The 17,857-nt window shown below is 68.8% G+C and carries 15 protein-coding genes; 12 read left to right on the top strand and 3 right to left on the bottom strand.

The window, feature by feature from the left end; genetic code table 11:
* Window positions 1–42 precede the first annotated feature (42 nt).
* Window positions 43–402 (top strand): ArsR/SmtB family transcription factor, encoded by a 360-nt coding sequence (locus tag BMY89_RS06330; protein WP_092376392.1) that lies wholly within the window; start codon window positions 43–45, stop codon window positions 400–402.
* Between the two features lie 82 nt (window positions 403–484).
* On the opposite strand, the gene BMY89_RS06325 is transcribed toward BMY89_RS06330, so the two are convergent.
* Complete coding sequence (locus tag BMY89_RS06325; RefSeq protein WP_232521087.1) at window positions 485–790, bottom strand: winged helix-turn-helix transcriptional regulator; 306 nt, start codon at window positions 788–790, stop codon at window positions 485–487.
* Window positions 791–990: 200 nt separating this feature from the next.
* Here BMY89_RS06325 and BMY89_RS06320 point away from each other — a divergent pair, with 200 nt between their 5' ends.
* Window positions 991–1,857 (top strand): NAD(P)-dependent oxidoreductase, encoded by an 867-nt coding sequence (locus BMY89_RS06320; protein WP_198413966.1) that lies wholly within the window; start codon window positions 991–993, stop codon window positions 1,855–1,857.
* Window positions 1,854–2,753, top strand: a complete 900-nt coding sequence (locus tag BMY89_RS06315; protein WP_092376383.1) for an NAD(P)-dependent oxidoreductase — start codon at window positions 1,854–1,856, stop codon at window positions 2,751–2,753. The genes BMY89_RS06320 and BMY89_RS06315 overlap by 4 nt, the downstream gene beginning before the upstream one ends.
* Before the next feature lie 151 nt (window positions 2,754–2,904).
* Here BMY89_RS06315 and BMY89_RS06310 read toward each other — a convergent pair whose 3' ends face one another.
* On the bottom strand, window positions 2,905–4,236 hold the full coding sequence (locus tag BMY89_RS06310) for a hypothetical protein (RefSeq protein WP_139217912.1): 1,332 nt from the start codon (window positions 4,234–4,236) through the stop codon (window positions 2,905–2,907).
* 518 nt (window positions 4,237–4,754) lie between these two features.
* Here BMY89_RS06310 and chvE point away from each other — a divergent pair.
* The 4 genes from chvE to BMY89_RS06290 all read left to right on the top strand — a co-directional run bounded on the left by chvE (window position 4,755) and on the right by BMY89_RS06290 (window position 10,082).
* A complete protein-coding gene (gene chvE / locus BMY89_RS06305; RefSeq protein WP_092376377.1) occupies window positions 4,755–5,888 on the top strand; it encodes a multiple monosaccharide ABC transporter substrate-binding protein in 1,134 nt (377 codons plus the stop codon).
* A 94-nt stretch (window positions 5,889–5,982) separates the two neighbouring features.
* Window positions 5,983–7,521 carry a multiple monosaccharide ABC transporter ATP-binding protein gene (gene mmsA, locus BMY89_RS06300; protein WP_092376375.1) on the top strand — a complete coding sequence of 513 codons (1,539 nt, stop codon included), beginning with the start codon at window positions 5,983–5,985 and terminating at the stop codon, window positions 7,519–7,521.
* Complete coding sequence (gene mmsB / locus BMY89_RS06295; protein ID WP_092376372.1) at window positions 7,518–8,765, top strand: multiple monosaccharide ABC transporter permease; 1,248 nt, start codon at window positions 7,518–7,520, stop codon at window positions 8,763–8,765. The genes mmsA and mmsB overlap by 4 nt, the downstream gene beginning before the upstream one ends.
* 120 nt (window positions 8,766–8,885) lie before the next feature.
* A complete protein-coding gene (locus tag BMY89_RS06290) occupies window positions 8,886–10,082 on the top strand; it encodes an ROK family transcriptional regulator (protein ID WP_092376368.1) in 1,197 nt (398 codons plus the stop codon).
* A 31-nt stretch (window positions 10,083–10,113) separates the two neighbouring features.
* Here BMY89_RS06290 and BMY89_RS06285 read toward each other — a convergent pair whose 3' ends face one another.
* Entirely contained in the window at window positions 10,114–11,763 is a 1,650-nt protein-coding gene (locus BMY89_RS06285; RefSeq protein ID WP_092376364.1) for a glycoside hydrolase family 27 protein, read from the bottom strand.
* A gap of 63 nt (window positions 11,764–11,826) precedes the next feature.
* Between BMY89_RS06285 and BMY89_RS29800 the strand changes: the two genes are divergently transcribed.
* From BMY89_RS29800 to BMY89_RS06265, 5 genes are all read left to right on the top strand, one after another.
* A complete protein-coding gene (locus tag BMY89_RS29800) occupies window positions 11,827–12,222 on the top strand; it encodes a hypothetical protein (protein WP_139217911.1) in 396 nt (131 codons plus the stop codon).
* Window positions 12,223–12,621: 399 nt separating this feature from the next.
* Window positions 12,622–14,295, top strand: coding sequence for a ribulokinase (gene araB / locus BMY89_RS06280; protein WP_092376361.1), 1,674 nt, complete (start codon window positions 12,622–12,624; stop codon window positions 14,293–14,295).
* Window positions 14,292–14,984: an L-ribulose-5-phosphate 4-epimerase gene (locus tag BMY89_RS06275; RefSeq protein ID WP_175510313.1), complete on the top strand. Its 693-nt coding sequence runs from the start codon at window positions 14,292–14,294 to the stop codon at window positions 14,982–14,984. The genes araB and BMY89_RS06275 overlap by 4 nt, the downstream gene beginning before the upstream one ends.
* A 112-nt stretch (window positions 14,985–15,096) precedes the next feature.
* Entirely contained in the window at window positions 15,097–16,104 is a 1,008-nt protein-coding gene (locus BMY89_RS06270) for an ABC transporter substrate-binding protein (RefSeq protein WP_175510312.1), read from the top strand.
* Between the two features lie 180 nt (window positions 16,105–16,284).
* Entirely contained in the window at window positions 16,285–17,826 is a 1,542-nt protein-coding gene (locus tag BMY89_RS06265) for a sugar ABC transporter ATP-binding protein (protein ID WP_092376358.1), read from the top strand.
* Window positions 17,827–17,857 lie beyond the last annotated feature (31 nt).

Raw genomic sequence — 17,857 nt, 5'->3', positions numbered from 1 at the left:
ATTCGCGAAATGACGATATGATGTGGTCTTAGAGTTGGTGGCATGGGAGAACCGACAAACAGCCAGGAGGTGGCCGCGTCGCTGACCGGCGCGCGCGGCCCTGAGAGCCCAGGGCCGGTGGAACTCTCAGAGCGGACTCACGACTTCCTGAAGGCCCTGGCCAGCTCGTCCCGGCAGCGCATCATGCTGCTGTTCGCCCAGGGTGCGGAGCTGTCGGTCAGCGAGGTCGCCGAGCGCGCCGGCATCGGCCAGTCGACGGCATCTGAGCAGCTGGCGCTGCTGCGACGCGGCGGCATCCTCGACTCCCGCCGGGAAGGCAAGATCGTGCTCTACCGCGCCGACCGCGACGGCGTCCTGAGCGTCCTGGACGACCTGCGGTCGTACCTGCTCACCTGCTGCTGAACCCCACGCGCCGGCCGTGGCTGGCCCGGCGATCCGCGTGCCGGGGCAGCACCACCCGGTAGACCGGAGTCGCCGTCCAGGGCTACGACACCAGCGATTCCTCGGCGGCGAGGCGCTCGCAACGGGCGGTTCCCCAGGTGCCCAGCGAGCGGAGGGCTTCGTTGAGCGACGTGCCGTGCTCGGTGAGGGAGTACTCCACGCGCGGCGGGACTTCGCGGTACACCTCGCGGTGGACCAACCCGTCCTCCTCCATCTCGCGCAGGTGCTGGATGAGCATCTTCTCGCTGACGCCGGGCAGGCCCCGCCGCAGCTCGCCGAAGCGGCGCGTGCCGTAGTTGGCCAGCTCCCACAGGATGAGCGACTTCCATTTTCCGGAGACCACGTCCATAGCGGCGTCGATGCCACAGATGTAGGGCCCGCGTCTCGCACCTGTTGCCATCGAACCTCCCGAGGACGTGGTCACGCTCAATACTTACCACGAGGTGAGTATTGAACAAATTAGTAGGTACTTGTCCTGGGGTAGGTGTGGGCGGAGCATGGCGAGCGGCGCGCCAGCGACAACCATCAGACGGAGCAGAGGAAGATGTGATGACCAGGACCACGTTCCTTGGACTGGGCGCAATGGGCGGTGCGCTCGCGATGGCAGCGGTCGACGCCGACAGACCCATCGTCGTCTGGAACCGCACGCCACATCGGGCACAGCGTCTCGGCGAGCGCGGTGCTGTCGTTGCCGGCAGCGTCGAGGAGGCCGTCGCAGGCGACGGCGTGATCGTCGCGTGCCTGCTGGACCACCGATCGGTGCGTGGCGTGCTCGATCCGGTCGCCGCGCGACTGTCCGGTCGTACTCTCGTCAATCTCACGACCACCACGCCGAACCAGGCGCGCGACCTCGCCACCTGGGCCGGCGTGCACGGCATCGACTACCTCGACGGCGCGGTCATGGCCGTCCCGGCGATGATCGGTGGCCCAGGATCCACGTTGCTCTACAGTGGCTCGGCCCCGGCCTTCGAGAAGCACCGGACCCTGCTCGAGCTGTGGGGCGAGAGCAGCTACCTCGGGATCGACGCCGGCCTGGCCTCGCTCTACGACCTGGCGATCCTCTCCGGCATGTACACGATGTTCGCCGGCTTCACCCACGGCGCGGCGATGGTCGGCTCGGCAGGCGTGCCCGCGACGGAGTTCGCCACCCGGGCAGCGCCGTTCCTCGCCGCCATGACCGGCTCGCTCGCCGGCACCGCGGCGGCCATCGACGCCCGGAACTACGCGGGCGAGGGCCAACAGAGCCTGGAGTTCACCCAGGTCGCTCTCGACACGATCGTGCAGGCGAGCATCGACCAGGGGGTGAGCGTCGAGGTGCTGCGTCCGGTACGGGACCTCGTCCACCGGCAGGTCGCGGCCGGGCACGGCACGGCGGGCACCGACCGGATCTTCGAGGAGATGAGGAGCACCCGATGACCGCCAGAGCCGACCTCAGCCCGGTGACGGTGATCGGCCTCGGCCCGATGGGCCGCGCGATGGCTGCGACGCTGACCAGGGCCGGGCATCCCGTCACGGTGTGGAACCGTACGCCGAGCCGCGCCGAGGACCTCGTGGCCGCGGGCGCCACGCTCGCGCCCACCCCGCTGGCCGCCGTCGCCGCGAGTGAGGTGATCATTCTCAGCCTCACGGACTACCAGGCGATGTACGACGTCCTCGCCCCAACGGCCCGGGATGTGCTGGCCGGCAAGGTCGTCGTCAACCTCAGCTCCGACACCCCCGAGGTCACCCGCACGGCCTCGGCCTGGGCGGCCGAACACGGGGCCGGCTTCCTGACCGGCGGGGTGATGGTGCCCGCTCCCGTGGTCGGCACCCCGGACGCGTACGTCTTCTACAGCGGACCAGAGGAGGTGTTCGACGCGTACGAGCCCATGCTGAGGCTGATCGGTGAGCCGAACTACCTCGGCGCTGACCCAGGGCTGGCGCAGCTCTTCTACCAGGCGCACCTGGACGTGTTCCTCACGACGCTGTCGAGCCTGCTCCATGCCACGGCACTTGTCACCTCGGCGGGTGTCCCGGCTTCGACGTTCCTGCCCGGCGCGCTGACCTTCCTCACCGGCATCCCGGCGTTGATCGGCGAGCGGGGGGCCGAGCAGACCGCCCGCCAGTTGGAGGCGGGTGAGCACCCGGGTGATCTCAGCACCACGCTGATGATGGGCGCTACGGCCGACCACATCCTGCGGGCCAGCGAGCAGGCGGGCATCGACGTCGAGCTACCCAGAGCGGTCAAGTCGCACTACGACCGCGCCATCGCTGCCGGCCACGGCACCAGCGACTGGACGGCGCTCTACGAGGTGATCAAGGCCCGCGACTGACCCTGGTGCCGCGTCGTCGAATCATCATCGGGTGACCCGCCGGGCGTTCGGTGCTGCGGCGCGGACACCGGCGGGCTTCCCGGCCGCGAAGTCGAGTATCGCGGCCGGGAAGCCCGTCCGGTGTGTCAGGACGTTCCGGCCCGCCGGCCCGTCACCCCCTGTCCTGGGTCAGCAGCCAGCGCAGGATGCCCTGGTCGGCGTAGGTCGGGCCGTAGGCGGCGTGGTAGTCCGGCAGCGTGAAGGCGTCGTTGCCGTACTCGGTGTAGCGCAGCAGGTCGGCGATCTGCTCGGGCGTCTTGCCCCGCGCCTCGTACGCCGAGCGCAGCGCCGTGTGCGTGTTGCGGGCCAGCGAGATGTTGAGCAGGTGGTCGTTGACGCCGTGGGTGATCCAGAGCGGGATCTCGGCGGCGGCGATGGCCGTCGCCTGGGCGGCGCTGACCTGGAAACCACCGGTCACCAGACCACCGGCGAACAGGCCGGGACGCTTGGCGAACGCCTCCCACAGCAGGCGGGAGCCGTACGAGACGGTGGTCGCGTACACCCGGTCGGTGTCCACCGCGTGGTCCTTGCTGAACTGGTCGATCAGCTTGACCAGCAGATCCGCCTCCGCCACGTCCCCCACCCGCTGGTTCTGCGGGGCGAGCACGATGACGTCCTCCCGGCTGCCGGTCACGTTCGGCTGCAGCCAGGCAGTCGCCGGGATGTCGGCGGCGATCTGCACTCCGGTGTTGTCGCCGTCCCAGCCCATGCCGTGCCCGGGCAGGACGACCATCAGCGGGTACTTCTTGCCGGGCTGGTAGTTCTTCGGCAGGTGGTAGTGGTACGGCAGCACCATGCCGCCGTTGAGGTACGAGCCGTAGCGGAACTCGTCGACCAGCAGGTTCACCGGCGGCTCGGTGACGCCACGCGAGGTCTTCGGCGTGGCCTTGGCCAGCACCGGGCCCTTGCCCTTGCCCTTGCCCTTGCCCTTGCCCGGCTGGGCGTGCACGTCCTTGCGTTGGGTGACCCGGGTCGGCAGATCGGTGTTCACCTTGACGGTGCACAGGAAGGTCGGGCACTTGGAGACGATGACCGTCCAACCGGCGTTCTGGTCCGGGTCCAGCTCGACGATGACGTACCGACCGGGGACGGAGCGGCGGTCGGCGCGGGTGGTGGCGGAGCTGTTGGTGTACGTGTGGGTGATCTTACGGTCGGTCAGCTTGGGCAGGTCCTCGATGGGATTGAAGCGGAAGTTGTAACTGGTGTCGGAGACCGAGAACGTCGAGTTGTCGAGCTGGTGGGGGTTGACCGTGGCCCCGTACTCGATCGCGACCGCCGACACCTTCTGGCCGTATGTGTAGACCGTGGTGATCGGTGTGACGCTGCGGATGCCACCCGTGCCACCGGTACCGCCGTGGTCCCTGGTCGCGGCGTAGGCGGCCGTGCCGGACGTGGCGAGCAGCAGCACTGCGGCGACGGAGACAAGCGTCCTGCGCAGTTTCATCGGCCCTCCTTGTTGGACGCGTCCGTTTGGCCCGGCTGCCGACCGGCGTCGCTGGCGGACCCGCTCTGGTGAGCTGGGGGAGAAACGGTCGCTAAACTGATTTAGCAGAGCATCGACTTCGGCTTGGTCCGTGTCAAGATGCGGTTGGTGACGGCGTGGAAACCATCCGTTCATCCGTTGCGGCGACGGTGCGTTCCGCAGGCCTGGCCCGGGCGGCGGTAGGTCGGGTGTGGACAGACGCGGGGCGAGGGGCTGTCCACCGGCCCTGGCTTGCCGTATTCTCTGACGTCGATGGTCACTGGCCGGTCGACCTGTCAGACCCCGCCGCGACACCCGGTGATCACCCTCCTGACCTGCGTCGAATCGGCCGACCGGGGGAGTGGGGTGTTCGTTACGAGACCGTGACCGCGGTATTTCCGGCGAGGTGTTGACCTAGGCATTGTGAGCGCTAACACTTGGGCCCCAAGTGCGACCCGCGCAGCCGGTCCGACGGCGCGAGTTCCAGATTGGGGAAGCCAGTGAGCAAAAGAGTCCTGGCCGCTCTCGGTAGCGCCGTACTGGCGCTGAGTATGGCGGCTTGCAGTGGTGACGGTGCCGGCAGTGGCGGAACCGACGGCGACCAGCCCGCCGACCTGACCATCGGCGTCTCGATGCCGACCCAGACCTCCGAGCGGTGGATCGCCGACGGCAACTCGGTCAAGGAGAAGCTGGAGGCCAAGGGCTACAAGGTCGATCTCCAGTACGCCGGTGACGACATCCCCACCCAGTCGCAGCAGGTCGACCAGATGATCACGCGGGGCGCCGACGTGCTGATCATCGCGGCGATCGACGGAACGGCGCTGAGCGGGCAGTTGCAGGCGGCGGCCGACGCGAAAATCCCGGTGGTCGCCTACGACCGGCTCATCCGGGACAGCCCGAACGTCGACTTCTACGTCAGCTTCGACAACTACAAGGTCGGCGTCGCGCAGGCCACCGCGCTGCTGGTCGGCCTCGGCGTGCAGAACAAGGACGGCTCGAAGGGCGACGCGACCGGCCCGTTCAACATCGAGCTGTTCGCCGGGTCGCTCGACGACAACAACGCCCACTTCTTCTTCGACGGCGCCATGGACACCCTCAAGCCGTTCATCGACGACGGCACGCTGAAGGTGAAGTCGGGGCAGAACAAGATCGAGCAGGTGGCGATCCTGCGGTGGCAGCAGGAGGCCGCGCAGCGGCGGATGGAGGACCTGCTGACCTCCAGCTACAACGACAACAGCAAGGTCAACGGCGTGCTGTCGCCGTACGACGGCCTCTCGCGCGGCATCATCACGGCGCTGCAGAACGCCGGCTACCGCGGCGCCGAGTTCCCGGTCGTCACCGGTCAGGACGCCGAGATCGCCTCGGTCAAGCTGATCAGCGACGGGGTGCAGAGCTCCACCATCTTCAAGGACACCCGCCTGCTGGCCGAGCAGGCCGTGGTCGCCGGTGAGGCGTTCCTGCAGGAGAAGACGCCGGAGGCCAACGACACCGAGACCTACAACAACGGTGTCAAGGTCGTCCCGTCGTACCTGCTGCCGGTCCAGACCGTCTTCGCCGACGACATCAAGCCGGTCCTGATCGACTCCGGCTACTTCACCGCGGAGGAGGTCGCCGCCGGCCAGGCACAGGGCTGACGGCAATCCTCGGGTCCCGGCGGCGGTGCACGCCGCCGCCGGGCCCGGCACGAACCGGCCACTCAGGACGATCTAGACCGCCAGGACGGTGAGCATGGACGACAACATCCTCGAGATGCGTCGCATCACCAAGACCTTCCCGGGGGTGGCGGCGCTCCAGGACGTCTCACTCGCCGTACGCCGTGGAGAGATCCACGCCATCTGCGGCGAGAACGGCGCTGGAAAATCCACCCTGATGAAAGTGCTCTCGGGCGTCTACCCGTCCGGCAGCTACGACGGTGACATCCTTCTCGACGGCGAGCCGGTGCACTTCAGGGGCATCCGCGACAGCGAGCACCGGGGCGTCGTCATCATCCACCAGGAGCTCGCCCTGGTGCCGTACCTGTCGATCGCCGAGAACATCTTTCTCGGCAACGAACAGCGCGGTCCCGCCGGGCTGATCGACTGGAACCGCACCAACGCCGAGGCCGCCAAGTTGCTCGCCTCGGTCGGGCTGCCCGAGAACCCGGTCACGCCCGTCGTGCAGCTCGGGGTCGGAAAGCAGCAGCTGGTGGAGATCGCCAAGGCGATCTCCAAGAAGGTCCGGCTGCTCATCCTCGACGAGCCGACCGCCGCGCTCAACGACGTCGACTCCGCGCACCTGCTCGACCTGATGCGCCGGCTCCGCGACCAGGGCATCACCTGCATCATGATCTCGCACAAGCTGAACGAGATCACCTCGATCGCCGACTCGACCACGGTGCTGCGGGACGGGCAGACGGTGGAGCACCTCGAAATGCGTTCGGGCGAGGTGACCCAGGAGCGGATCATCCGCGGCATGGTCGGCCGGGACCTGGAGAGCTTCTACCCCGACCGGGTCTCGTCGCCCGGCGAGGAGGTGCTGCGGATCGAGGACTGGTCGGTGCGCCACCCGAGCCAGGACCGCCTCGTCGTCGACGGCGCCAGCCTCGACGTACGCGCCGGCGAGGTGGTCGGCATCGCCGGGCTGATGGGTGCCGGGCGTACCGAATTCGCCATGAGCGTGTTCGGACGGTCGTACGGCCGGGACATCACCGGCCGGCTTTTCATGCACGGAAAGCAGATCAGGACACGCTCCGTCGCGGAGGCGATTCGCAACGGCATCGCGTACGCGACGGAGGACCGCAAGCGCTTCGGGCTCAACCTCATCGAGGACATCCGGCGTAACATCTCGGCGGCCGGGCTGCGCCGGCTCGCCCGTTTCGGCTGGGTGCACGACAACGAGGAGATCAAGGTCGCCGAGACGAGCCGGCGCGACATGAACATCAAGGCGCCGAGCGTGATGTCGGTCGTGGGCAAGCTCTCCGGTGGCAACCAGCAGAAGGTCGTCCTGTCGAAGTGGTTGTTCACCGACCCCGACGTGCTGATCCTGGACGAGCCGACCCGGGGCATCGACGTCGGGGCGAAGTTTGAGATCTACACGATCGTCAACCGGTTGGTCGCCGAGGGCAAGGCGGTCATCATCATCTCCTCGGAACTGCCCGAGCTGCTCGGCATGTGCGACCGCATCTACACGATGTCCGCGGGCCGCATCACCGGCGTGCTGCCGGTCGCGCAGGCGACCCAGGAGAAGCTCATGGAACTCATGGCGAAGGACAAGGAAACCGTCGGATGACCAGCACCAAGCCGTCGGCGGCGGGCAAGAAGCCGACCGAGAGCGTACCCGCCGCCGCGCTGCACGTGGGTACCAGCGATCCCCGTACGCTGATCATGAACAATCTGCGGCAGAGCGGGATCTTCGTCGCCCTCGTCGTGATCGTCGCGCTCTTCGCGTTCCTGACCGACGGCCTCTCGCTGAGCCCGGGCAACATCACCAACATCGTCCTGCAGTACTCCTACATCCTCGTGCTCGCGATCGGCATGGTCATCGTGATCATCGGCGGGCACATCGACCTCTCGGTCGGCTCGGTGGTCGCCCTGACCGGCGCGGTCTCCGCCGTGGTCGTCATCCGGCAGGGCCATCCGTGGTGGGTCGGCGTGCTGGCCGCCCTGGCCGTCGGAATCGCGGTCGGTGCCTGGCACGGCTTCTGGGTGGCGTACGTCGGCATTCCGGCCTTCATCGTGACCCTGGCCGGCATGCTGCTGTTCCGCGGCCTCACCCTGCGGGTGCTCGACAACATCTCGCTGTCGCCGTTCCCGGCCGAGTACAACCGGATCGCCGCCGGCTTCCTCAACGGCCTGATCGGCGGCGACGGCTACGACGCCTTCACCCTGCTCATCGGTGCGATCGGGGTGGCCGGCTACGTGGTGAGCTGCTTCCGTACCCGGGTCGCGCGCATCCGGTACCAGCAGCCGGTCGAGTCGTTCGCGCTGTTCGTCGCGCGGATGACACTGGTCGGCGCCGTGGTCATGTACTTCGCCTGGCAGTTGGCGCACGCGCGCGGTCTGCCGATCGTGCTGATCATCCTCGCGGCGCTGGTGCTCGTCTACGGCCTGCTCACCCGCCGCACCGTCTTCGGCCGGCAGGTCTACGCGATCGGCGGCAACCTCTCCGCGGCGATGTTGTCAGGCGTGAAGGTCCGCACCGTCAACTTCTGGATCTTCGTCAACATGGGCTTCCTGTCCGCCGTGGCGGGCATCATCTTCTCGTCGCGCTCCAACGGCGCACAGCCCGCGGCCGGCAACATGTTCGAGCTCGACGCGATCGCCGCGGCCTTCATCGGCGGCGCGGCGGTCACCGGTGGCGTGGGCACCGTCGTGGGTGCCATGGTAGGCGGCCTGATCATGGCGGTGATGAGCAACGGCATGCAGTTGATGGGCGTGGACCAGTCGTTGCAGTCGGTGGTCAAGGGCCTGGTGCTGCTGATCGCCGTGGCCTTCGACGTCTACAACAAGCGACGTGCTGGCGCGAGCCGCTGACGGGTTCGCCGGTGGGCCGACCGGGGCCGGTCGGCCCACGCTTGACGTCGCTGTCAGGTCTTGGAAACACTCCCTCGCGTCAGATGTCCGTCCCATCGCGGCCTGACGCCGGAGGTCGGAGTGGTCCAGGAGGCGATCCGCCGACGCAACGCCGGCACGCTGCTGCGGCACGTGCACCTCGGTGGTCCGGTGTCCCGCGCCGGGCTGGCCGAGCGGATGGGCCTCAATCGCAGCACCATCATGGCTCTGACCACCGAGCTGACCCGGGTGGGCCTGGTCCAGGAGGAGCCGCCCCCGGACACCGGGCGCGCCGGCCGGCCCTCGCTGCTGGTCCGGCCGACGGACCGGTGCTACGTGCTGGCCTTCGATGTCGCGGTGGACCGGCTGGTCGCCGCCCGCGTCGGGCTCGGCGGATCCATCCTGGAGCGTCGGGAGGCGGCGCGCCCGCGCGCCGGACCAGACCTGCATCGGGTGGCCGAGGTCCTCGCCCACTTCGGTCGTCAGCTGCACCGCGCGGCCGGGCCGGAGGCGACCTGTGTGGGTGTGGGCGCCTCGTACTGCGGCATGATCCGGCCCGGCGACGGCATGGTGCGTTTCGGGCCGGACCTGGGCTGGGTGGACCAGGCGTTCGGGGTCGAACTCGGCCGCCGCCTCGGGCTCGGCCTGCCCGTGGCGGTGGGCAACGAGGCTCACCTCGGCGCGCAGGCCGAGCAGCAACGCGGGGCCGGTGTCGGCCTCGACAACCTCGTCTACCTGCACGGCGATGTCGGTGTCGGCGGTGGCATCATCGTCGGCGGGCGACTGCTGGGCGGCGACGGCGGCTACGGCTGCGAGCTGGGGCACATGGTGGTCAACCCGTACGACGGTCGGCCCTGCGGCTGCGGCTCGTCCGGCTGCCTGGAGGCGGAGGTCGGTGAGCGGGCCCTGCTCGACGCCGCCGGTCGGCCGGCCGAGCTGTTCGGCCGGGACGCGATCCGATCCGTGGTCGACGACGCCGACCGCGGTGACCCGATGGCCCGGGAGGCGCTGCGCCGCGTCGGCGACTGGCTCGGCATCGGCGTGGCGAACCTGATCAATCTGTTCAACCCGGGAATGGTGATCTTCGGCGGGATGCTGTGTGACCTGTATCCCGGCGTGGCGTCGCAGGTACGCGGGCGGATCTGCCGCAACGTGCTGCCGGTCGCTCGGGAACAGGTACGGCTGCGCACCGCGGCCCTCGGCGGCGACGCGACTCTGGTCGGTGCGGCCGAACTCGGCTTCGCCCCGCTGCTCGCCGACCCGTTGGGCCTGCTCGCCGCCTCGGCCCGCCGGCGCTGACCCGTCGGGGTCAACGCCGGCGAGCAGGAGATCAGGCGCGGCTCCATCGCTGGTTGGCGGCGGTATGGCAGCTCCAGACGAGCACGGTGGTCCCGTTGGCGGTCCCGTTGTTGTTGACGTCCAGGCAGAGGTTGGGAAAGCGGACACTGCTGATGGTGCCGTTGCCGTTGAAGGTCCACTGCTGGTTGGTGCCGCCGTTGCAGTCCCATATCTGCACCGGCGTGCCGGCGGTCGCGTTCGTCGAGATGTCGAGGCACTTGCCGAGCACCTGAAGGGCCTGACCGCTCTGGGTGAAGCTCTGGTTGCTGCCGCCGTGGCAGTCCCAGATCAACGTCGCGGTGCCGTTGGCGGTGCCACCGTTGTTGACGTCCAGACAGCGGCCGGACGACTCGCTGCGCAGCCGGAAGGTGGTCGGCGTCGGCGGGTTGGTCGTCCCGCCACCGCTGACCCGGTACACCACCGTGCCGTGCGCCGGCACGCTGGCCGAGATGGCACCGGTGCTGGTCGAGGTGCCGTTGGTCCAGGCGTCGAGCAGGGTGAACGAACTGCCCGACTTGCCGATCGCCGCCGCGGTGGTGGCGACGGTGGTGGTCGAGCTGCCCTGGTTCAGCAGGGCGACGGCGACGTCGCCGTTGGCCAGCCGCTTGGCCAGCACCCGGCGGGTGCCGTCGTTGGACACCTGCACCGCCTGCAACGCGAGCGGATCCTGGTTGATGGCGATCAGGTTCTGGTTCCGCAGGATGTTCAACGTCGCCGCGTTGGCGTTGCGGATGTCGTTGCCGGCGATCAGCGGTGCGGCCATGATCGACCAGAGGGCGAAGTGGCTGCGCATCTCGGTGTCGGTCATCCCACCGTTGCCGACCACGAGCATGTCCGGGTCGTTGAACGAGCCCGGCGAGGCGTACGACGCGATCGGCACGTTGACGTTGACGATGTTCTGGATGCCCATCGGGTAGCCGTTGGTCTGACCGGTGTTCCACGAGTTGGTGATGTCCTCGGTGGTCCGCCACATGTTGGCCACGTCGCCCCAGTTGCGCTGCGGGCCGGTCTTCTCGTGGATGCTGTTCGGGTTGATGCTGTAGACGATCGGCCGGCCGGTGGCCGCGAGGGCGTCACGCATCAGGGCGAAGCCCGCGATCTGGTCGTTGATGGTGCCCCAGGGCGAGCACCAGTCGTACTTGAGGAAGTCGACCCCCCAGGCGGCGAACTGCCGGGCGTCCTGGTACTCGTGTCCGAGGCTGCCGGTGGAGCCGGGCCACGCCCCGAAGTACTGGGCGCAGGTCTTCTCCCTCGGCACCTGGTAGAGGCCGAAGAGCAGGCCACGGGCGTGCAGGTAGTCGCCGAGCGCCTTCATGCCGCTGGGGAAACGGCCCGGGTCGGCCTGCAGGTTGCCCTGCGCGTCGCGGTTCGGGTTGAACCAGCAGTCGTCGACGACGACGTACTTGTAGCCGAGGTCCCGCATCCCGTTGGCCACGATGGTGTCGGCCATCTGCCGGATCAGCGTTTCGTTGATGTTGCAACCGAAGGTGTTCCAGGTGTTCCACCCCATGGGGGGAGTGCGGGCCACGCCGTTGTTCAGCGCCTGCGCGGGTTTCGGGGAGTGGAACCCGTCGACGACGACCGTGGCGAGCGTCAACATCAGGACACTCAGGACGGCCAACCATCGTGGTCGTACGCGCATTCGAACCTCCTTGGAGACGTGCTGTTCGTTGGGTGACCATCCACGAGTGGCGGGGGAGCACAGGTGTCGTCGGAAGGCGAAGGGCAGATCAGGCGTCGCCTGCTCGTCGCCGGTCGGACGGGAGCCACCGGACCGTGGCGGGGATGCCTGCCGCCGACGGTGCGCGCGCGAATCGAGCTGGCCGTCACTGTCGCCGCGCCAGCCGTGTCCGGTGCGGTCGTCCACCCGGGCAGATGGCGCGTAGATGTCGGCAATGTTATCGCTGACATCTACTTCTGTAAATCGGCCTCCGATGATCGACTGGGGCTTCTGGTTGCTCAGGATCCGACGACGGTTGGCATCCTGCGCCTGAACGAGCACGTCAGGGCAGTTCTCCGGCCGGACGGTGACCCGGGTGCCGATTGCGATGCCGGCGAGCCGGCCGCCGAGAAGATCATTTCAAGGAAACCGAGTTGTTAACGCTAATTTCGTGTCCACCACCCGGCCTGCCGTACGGTGGTGTCGATCTTTCGCCGGCGGACGGGGCGGCGGGGTGCGCTCCGCCGGGTGCCTCGCGGGAGTGGTACCCGGCGTATGCGGCGGGAACGGGGACGGCGGGTGCCCGGCCGCCAGGGATGGACCTTCCGATCGGACGGCGACGGTCGCGGGGCGTGACGGGTGTTCGTGTCGGCCGCCTTCGGTGGCCGGCACGCACCCACGTTGAGGTGCGAAAAGAGGAGTCGGTGGCGGTGTCGCCAGCGGCCGGTCGGGGTGGTCGGCGTCACGGTGCGCTCCGTTACGTACCTGTTGCCGGGAGGTGTCTTGACGGCGCCTGATGTGAGCGTTAACACTGAGGGCTGTCATCGGCCGGAGGTGAAGATGAGCGGTGTGGACGAAGCAGACGACCGGTACGTCGTCGGCGTCGACTACGGCACCCTGTCAGGGCGGGCCCTGGTGGTCCGGGTCCGCGACGGTGCCGAGCTGGGGACGGCGGTGCACGAGTACCGCAACGCGGTCATCAGCTCCGCCCTGCCGGATGACGGCACCCCGCTGCCGCCCGACTGGGCGTTGCAGGATCCTCAGGACTACCGCGACGTGCTGCGGTACGCCGTGCCGGCGGCCGTCGCCGCCGCCGGGATCGACCCCGGCGACGTCGTGGGTGTCGGCATCGACTTCACCGCCTGCACGGTGCTCCCCACGCTCGCCGACGGAACCCCGCTGTGCGAGGTGCCGGAGCTGCGTCAGCGCCCGCACTCCTGGGTGAAGCTCTGGAAGCACCACGCCGCCCAGCCGCACGCCGACCGGATCAACGCGATCGCCCACGAGCGCCGCGAGCCGTGGATCGGCCGCTACGGCGGCAAGATCTCCGCCGAATGGCAGTTCGCCAAGGGTCTGCAGATCCTGGAGGAGGACCCGGAGGTCTACCGGCGGGCCGAGCGCTTCATCGAGGCCGCGGACTGGATCGTGTGGCAGCTCTGTGGCGTCGAGACACGCAACGTCTGCACGGCCGGCTACAAGGGCATCATGCAGGACGGCAAGTATCCGTCGGTGGACTACCTGACCGCGCTCAACCCCGCGTTCGGCGACTTCGTGGCCAAGCTGGACGGTCCGCTGATGCCGCTGGGCGCCAAGGCGGGCGAGTTGGCCCCGCACGCCGCCAGCTGGACCGGCCTGCCGGCGGGGATCGCCGTCGCCGTGGGCAACGTCGACGCACACGTCACCGCGGCCTCCGCGCAGGCGCTCAACCCCGGTCGGCTGGTGGCCATCATGGGCACCTCCACCTGTCACGTGGTCAACGGCAACCACCCGGCCGAGGTTTCCGGCATGTGTGGCGTGGTCGACGGCGGCATCAGCGCCGGCGCGTGGGGCTACGAGGCCGGGCAGAGCGGTGTCGGCGACATCTTCGGGTGGTTCGTCAAGCACGCCGCCCCGGCCGGGACGGACTCGCACGAGCGGCTCACCGAGCTGGCCGCGGCCCAGCCGGTCGGCGCCCACGGGCTGGTCGCGCTCGACTGGTGGAACGGCAACCGGTCGCTGCTGGTGAACCACGATCTCAGCGGGATGATCATCGGCCTGACCCTGGCCACCCGGCCCGAGGACATCTACCGGGCCCTGCTGGAGGCGACGGCGTACGGCACACGGATGATCATCGAGGCCTTCGTCGAGGCGGGGGTCAAGGTCGACGATCTGGTGATCGCTGGCGGCCTCACCTCGAACGAGCTGCTGATGCAGATCTACGCCGACGTCACCAACCGGCCGCTCGGCATCATCGGCTCCGCGCAGGGACCGGCGCTCGGCTCGGCCATCCACGCCGCCGTCGCCGCCGGCGTGCACCCCTCGATCCAGGAGGCCGCGCAGGCGATGGGCCGGGTACGGGAGGCGGTCTACCGGCCGGACCCGGACCGGGTTCGCGCGTACGACGCGCTCTACGCCGAGTACCGGACGCTGCACGACCACTTCGGTCGGGGCGCCAACGACGTGATGCTGCGTCTGCGGGCGATCCGGAACACGGCCGTCGAGCAGGCCGCCGCACGGAAGGGAGCGTCGGCATGAACGCCGAACTGACCCGTCAGGTGAACGAGCTGCGTGAGAGCGTCGCCCGCCTGCACGCTGAGCTGACCCGGTACAACCTGGTCGCCTGGACGGCGGGCAACGTCTCCGCGCGGGTGCCCGGCCACGACCTCATGGTGATCAAGCCCAGCGGTGTCGACTACGACGACCTCTCGGCGGAGAACATGGTGCTCTGCGACCTCGACGGCCGACCCGTGGCGGGGGAGTTGTCACCGTCGAGCGACACCGCGGCGCACGCCTACGTCTACCGGGCCATGCCGGAGGTCGGCGGCGTCGTGCACACCCACAGCACGTACGCCACCGCCTGGGCGGCGTGTGGTGAGTCGATCCCGTGCCACCTGACCGCACAGGCCGACGAGTTCGGTGGGGAGATCCCGGTCGGGCCGTTCGCGCTGATCGGCGGTGACGACATCGGCAAGGGGATCGTCAGCACCCTCACCGGCCACCGCTCGCCAGCGGTGCTGATGCGCAACCACGGCGTCTTCACCATCGGAGGCAACGCCCGGGCCGCGGTCAAGGCCGCGGTCATGTGCGAGGACGTCGCCCGGACCGCACACCTGGCGCGGGTGCTGGGCCAGCCGGTGCCGATGGCGCAGGCCGACATCGACGCCCTCTACGACCGCTACCAGAACGTCTACGGCCAACGTTCCTCGCCTCCGGCGAACTCCTAGCCGGTCCCGGGCCGTCTGCGGGCGGGCCGGGACCAGATCCGCACCACCAGCGCGCGCCGCTCGGGTACGTCGACGGACGGCGTGGACACCCGCACCCACCCGAGGAGATCCGATGAGAAACATGCGAACGTCCCTGGCGCCACGGCGCGCCGTCGCAGTCATCGCCGCCGTCCTGCTCGCCGGCACGGTGGCGGCGTGCGGCAACAGCGACACCGGCGGCGGCGGCGAGGCCACCGACGACGGCAAGATCGTCCTGGGCTTCTCCCAGGTCGGCGCGGAGAGTGGCTGGCGTACGGCCAACACCAACTCCATCAAGGAGGCCGCGACCGAGGCGGGCATCGAGCTGAGGTTCGACGACGCCCAGCAGAAGCAGGAAAACCAGATCAAGGCGATCCGCAACTACATCCAGCAGAAGGTCGACGTGATCGCCTTCTCGCCGGTGGTGGAGTCCGGCTGGGACACGGTGCTCAAGGAGGCCAAGGACGCCGACATTCCGGTCATCCTGACCGACCGCGCCGTCGACTCGGCCGACACGTCGCTGTACAAGACCTTCCTCGGCTCGGACTTCGTCAAGGAGGGCCGCCTCTCCGGCGAGTGGCTGGTGGAGAACTCCAAGGCCGCGACCGGCGACGTGAACATCGTCGAGCTGCAGGGCACCACCGGCTCGGCCCCGGCCAACGACCGGAAGAAGGGCTTCGCCGAGGCGATCGCCGCCGACCCCAAGCTGAAGGTCATCGCCTCTCAGTCGGGTGACTTCACCCGGGCCGGTGGCAAGCAGGTCATGGAGCAGTTCCTGAAGGCCCACCCGAAGATCGACGTGCTCTTCGCGCACAACGACGACATGGGCCTCGGCGCGCTGGAGGCGATCACCGCGGCGGGCAAGGAGCCCGGCAAGGACATCACCATCATCACCATCGACGCGGTCAAGGACGGCATGCAGGCCCTGGCCGACGGCAAGTTCAACTTCATCGCGGAGTGCAGCCCGCTGCTCGGCCCGCAGCTGATGGACCTGGCCAAGAAGGTGCACGCCGGCGAGGAGGTGCCTGCTCGGATCGAGACCGAGGAGACCACCTTCACCCAGGAGCAGGCCAAGGAGGCCCTGCCCAACCGCAAGTACTGATCGACGCACGGGGTCGCCGCTGATGTGGCGACCCCGCCGCGTCGCCCACTCCTGACGGAATGGGCGCCTGGCCCGACAACGTGGCACCCGCCCGGCCGGCCCTACAGGGCCGGCCGGGCGGGTGCCACGGGGAGGCCATGGCCCTTCCGTGCCGATCGAACCCAGAAGAGGTCTGATGGGATGACGGATAGCCGTCCGGTCCTGACGATGACCGGGATCAGCAAGTCCTTTCCCGGGGTGCGCGCACTCCACGACGTCGACTTCCGGCTCTTCCCCGGCGAGGTGCACGCCCTGATGGGCGAGAACGGCGCCGGCAAGTCGACCCTGATCAAGGTTTTGACCGGTGTCTATGGCATCGACGAAGGCGTCATCATCCTCGGCGACGAGCAGGTGGCCTTCAGCGGGCCGATGCAGGCGGCCGGCGCCGGGGTCAGCACGGTCTACCAGGAGGTCAACCTCTGCCCCAACCTGTCGGTGGCGGAGAACATCTTCATCGGCCGTGAGCCCCGCCGGTTCGGCGCCGTGCACTGGGCAGAGGTGCGGCGGCGCGCCCGAGCCCTGCTGACCCGGCTGGATCTCGACATCGACGTGACCGCGCCGGTGGCGAGCTACTCGCTGGCCGTACAGCAGATGGTCGCGATCGCCCGGGCGATCGACGTGCGGGCCCAGGTGCTGATCCTGGACGAGCCGACCTCCAGCCTGGACGCCGGTGAGGTGGAGCAGTTGTTCCGCATCATGCGCCAGCTGCGCGACGAGGGCATCGCCATCCTCTTCGTGACCCACTTCCTCGACCAGGTCTACCGGATCGCCGACCGGATCACCGTGCTGCGCAACGGAACCCTGGTCGGCGAGTACCCGACCGCCGAACTGCCCCAGCTCGCGCTGGTGGAGAAGATGATCGGCAAGGATCTCGACGTCCTCGAACGGATCGAGGAGCAGCCTCGGCCGGAGCTGGCGACCCTGGAGGAGGGGACCCCGTTCGTGGAGGTGTCGCAGCTCAGCCGCAGGGGCGCGGTCGCTCCGTTCAGCCTGACCATCCACGCCGGTGAGGTGGTCGGCCTGGCCGGCCTGTTGGGCTCCGGCCGTACCGAGGTGGCGAGGCTCTTCTTCGGCGCCGACCGGGCCGACCACGGTGACGTCGCCGTGAGCGGCGAGCCGGCGAGCCTCCGCAACCCGGTGCAGGCCATCAACCAGGGCATCGGTTTCTGCTCCGAGAACCGGCGGGCGGAGGGGATCATCCCGGACCTGACGGTCCGCGAGAACATGATCCTCGCGATGCAGGCCGCCCGCGGCTGGCTGCGACGCATCCCGCGTCGCCGTCAGGACGAGCTCGTCGACAAGTACATCAAGGCGCTGAGCATCCGCCCCGCGAACCCCGACATGCCGGTACGTAACCTCTCCGGCGGTAACCAGCAGAAGGTGCTGCTGGCCCGGTGGTTGATCACCGAGCCCCGACTGCTCATCCTCGACGAGCCGACCCGAGGCATCGACATCGGCGCCAAGGCGGAGATCCAGAAGCTCGTGGTGCAGCTCTCCGACGGCGGCATGGCGGTGCTGTTCATCTCCGCCGAGTTGGAGGAGGTGCTGCGGCTGAGCCACAAGATCGCGGTGATGCGCGACCGGGAGATGGTCGCGCATCTCGTCAACGACGACACGGTCGACGCCGACCGGGTCATGCAGACCATCGCCACTGGAACCCAGCGGGAGGAGGCGAACCAATGAGCGCGCGCACTGCGTTGGTGCCTCATGACAG

This window comes from Micromonospora phaseoli, assembly GCF_900109115.1.
Lineage (GTDB): Bacteria > Actinomycetota > Actinomycetes > Mycobacteriales > Micromonosporaceae > Micromonospora > Micromonospora phaseoli.
This window is presented reverse-complemented; position numbering and strand designations above follow the sequence as displayed.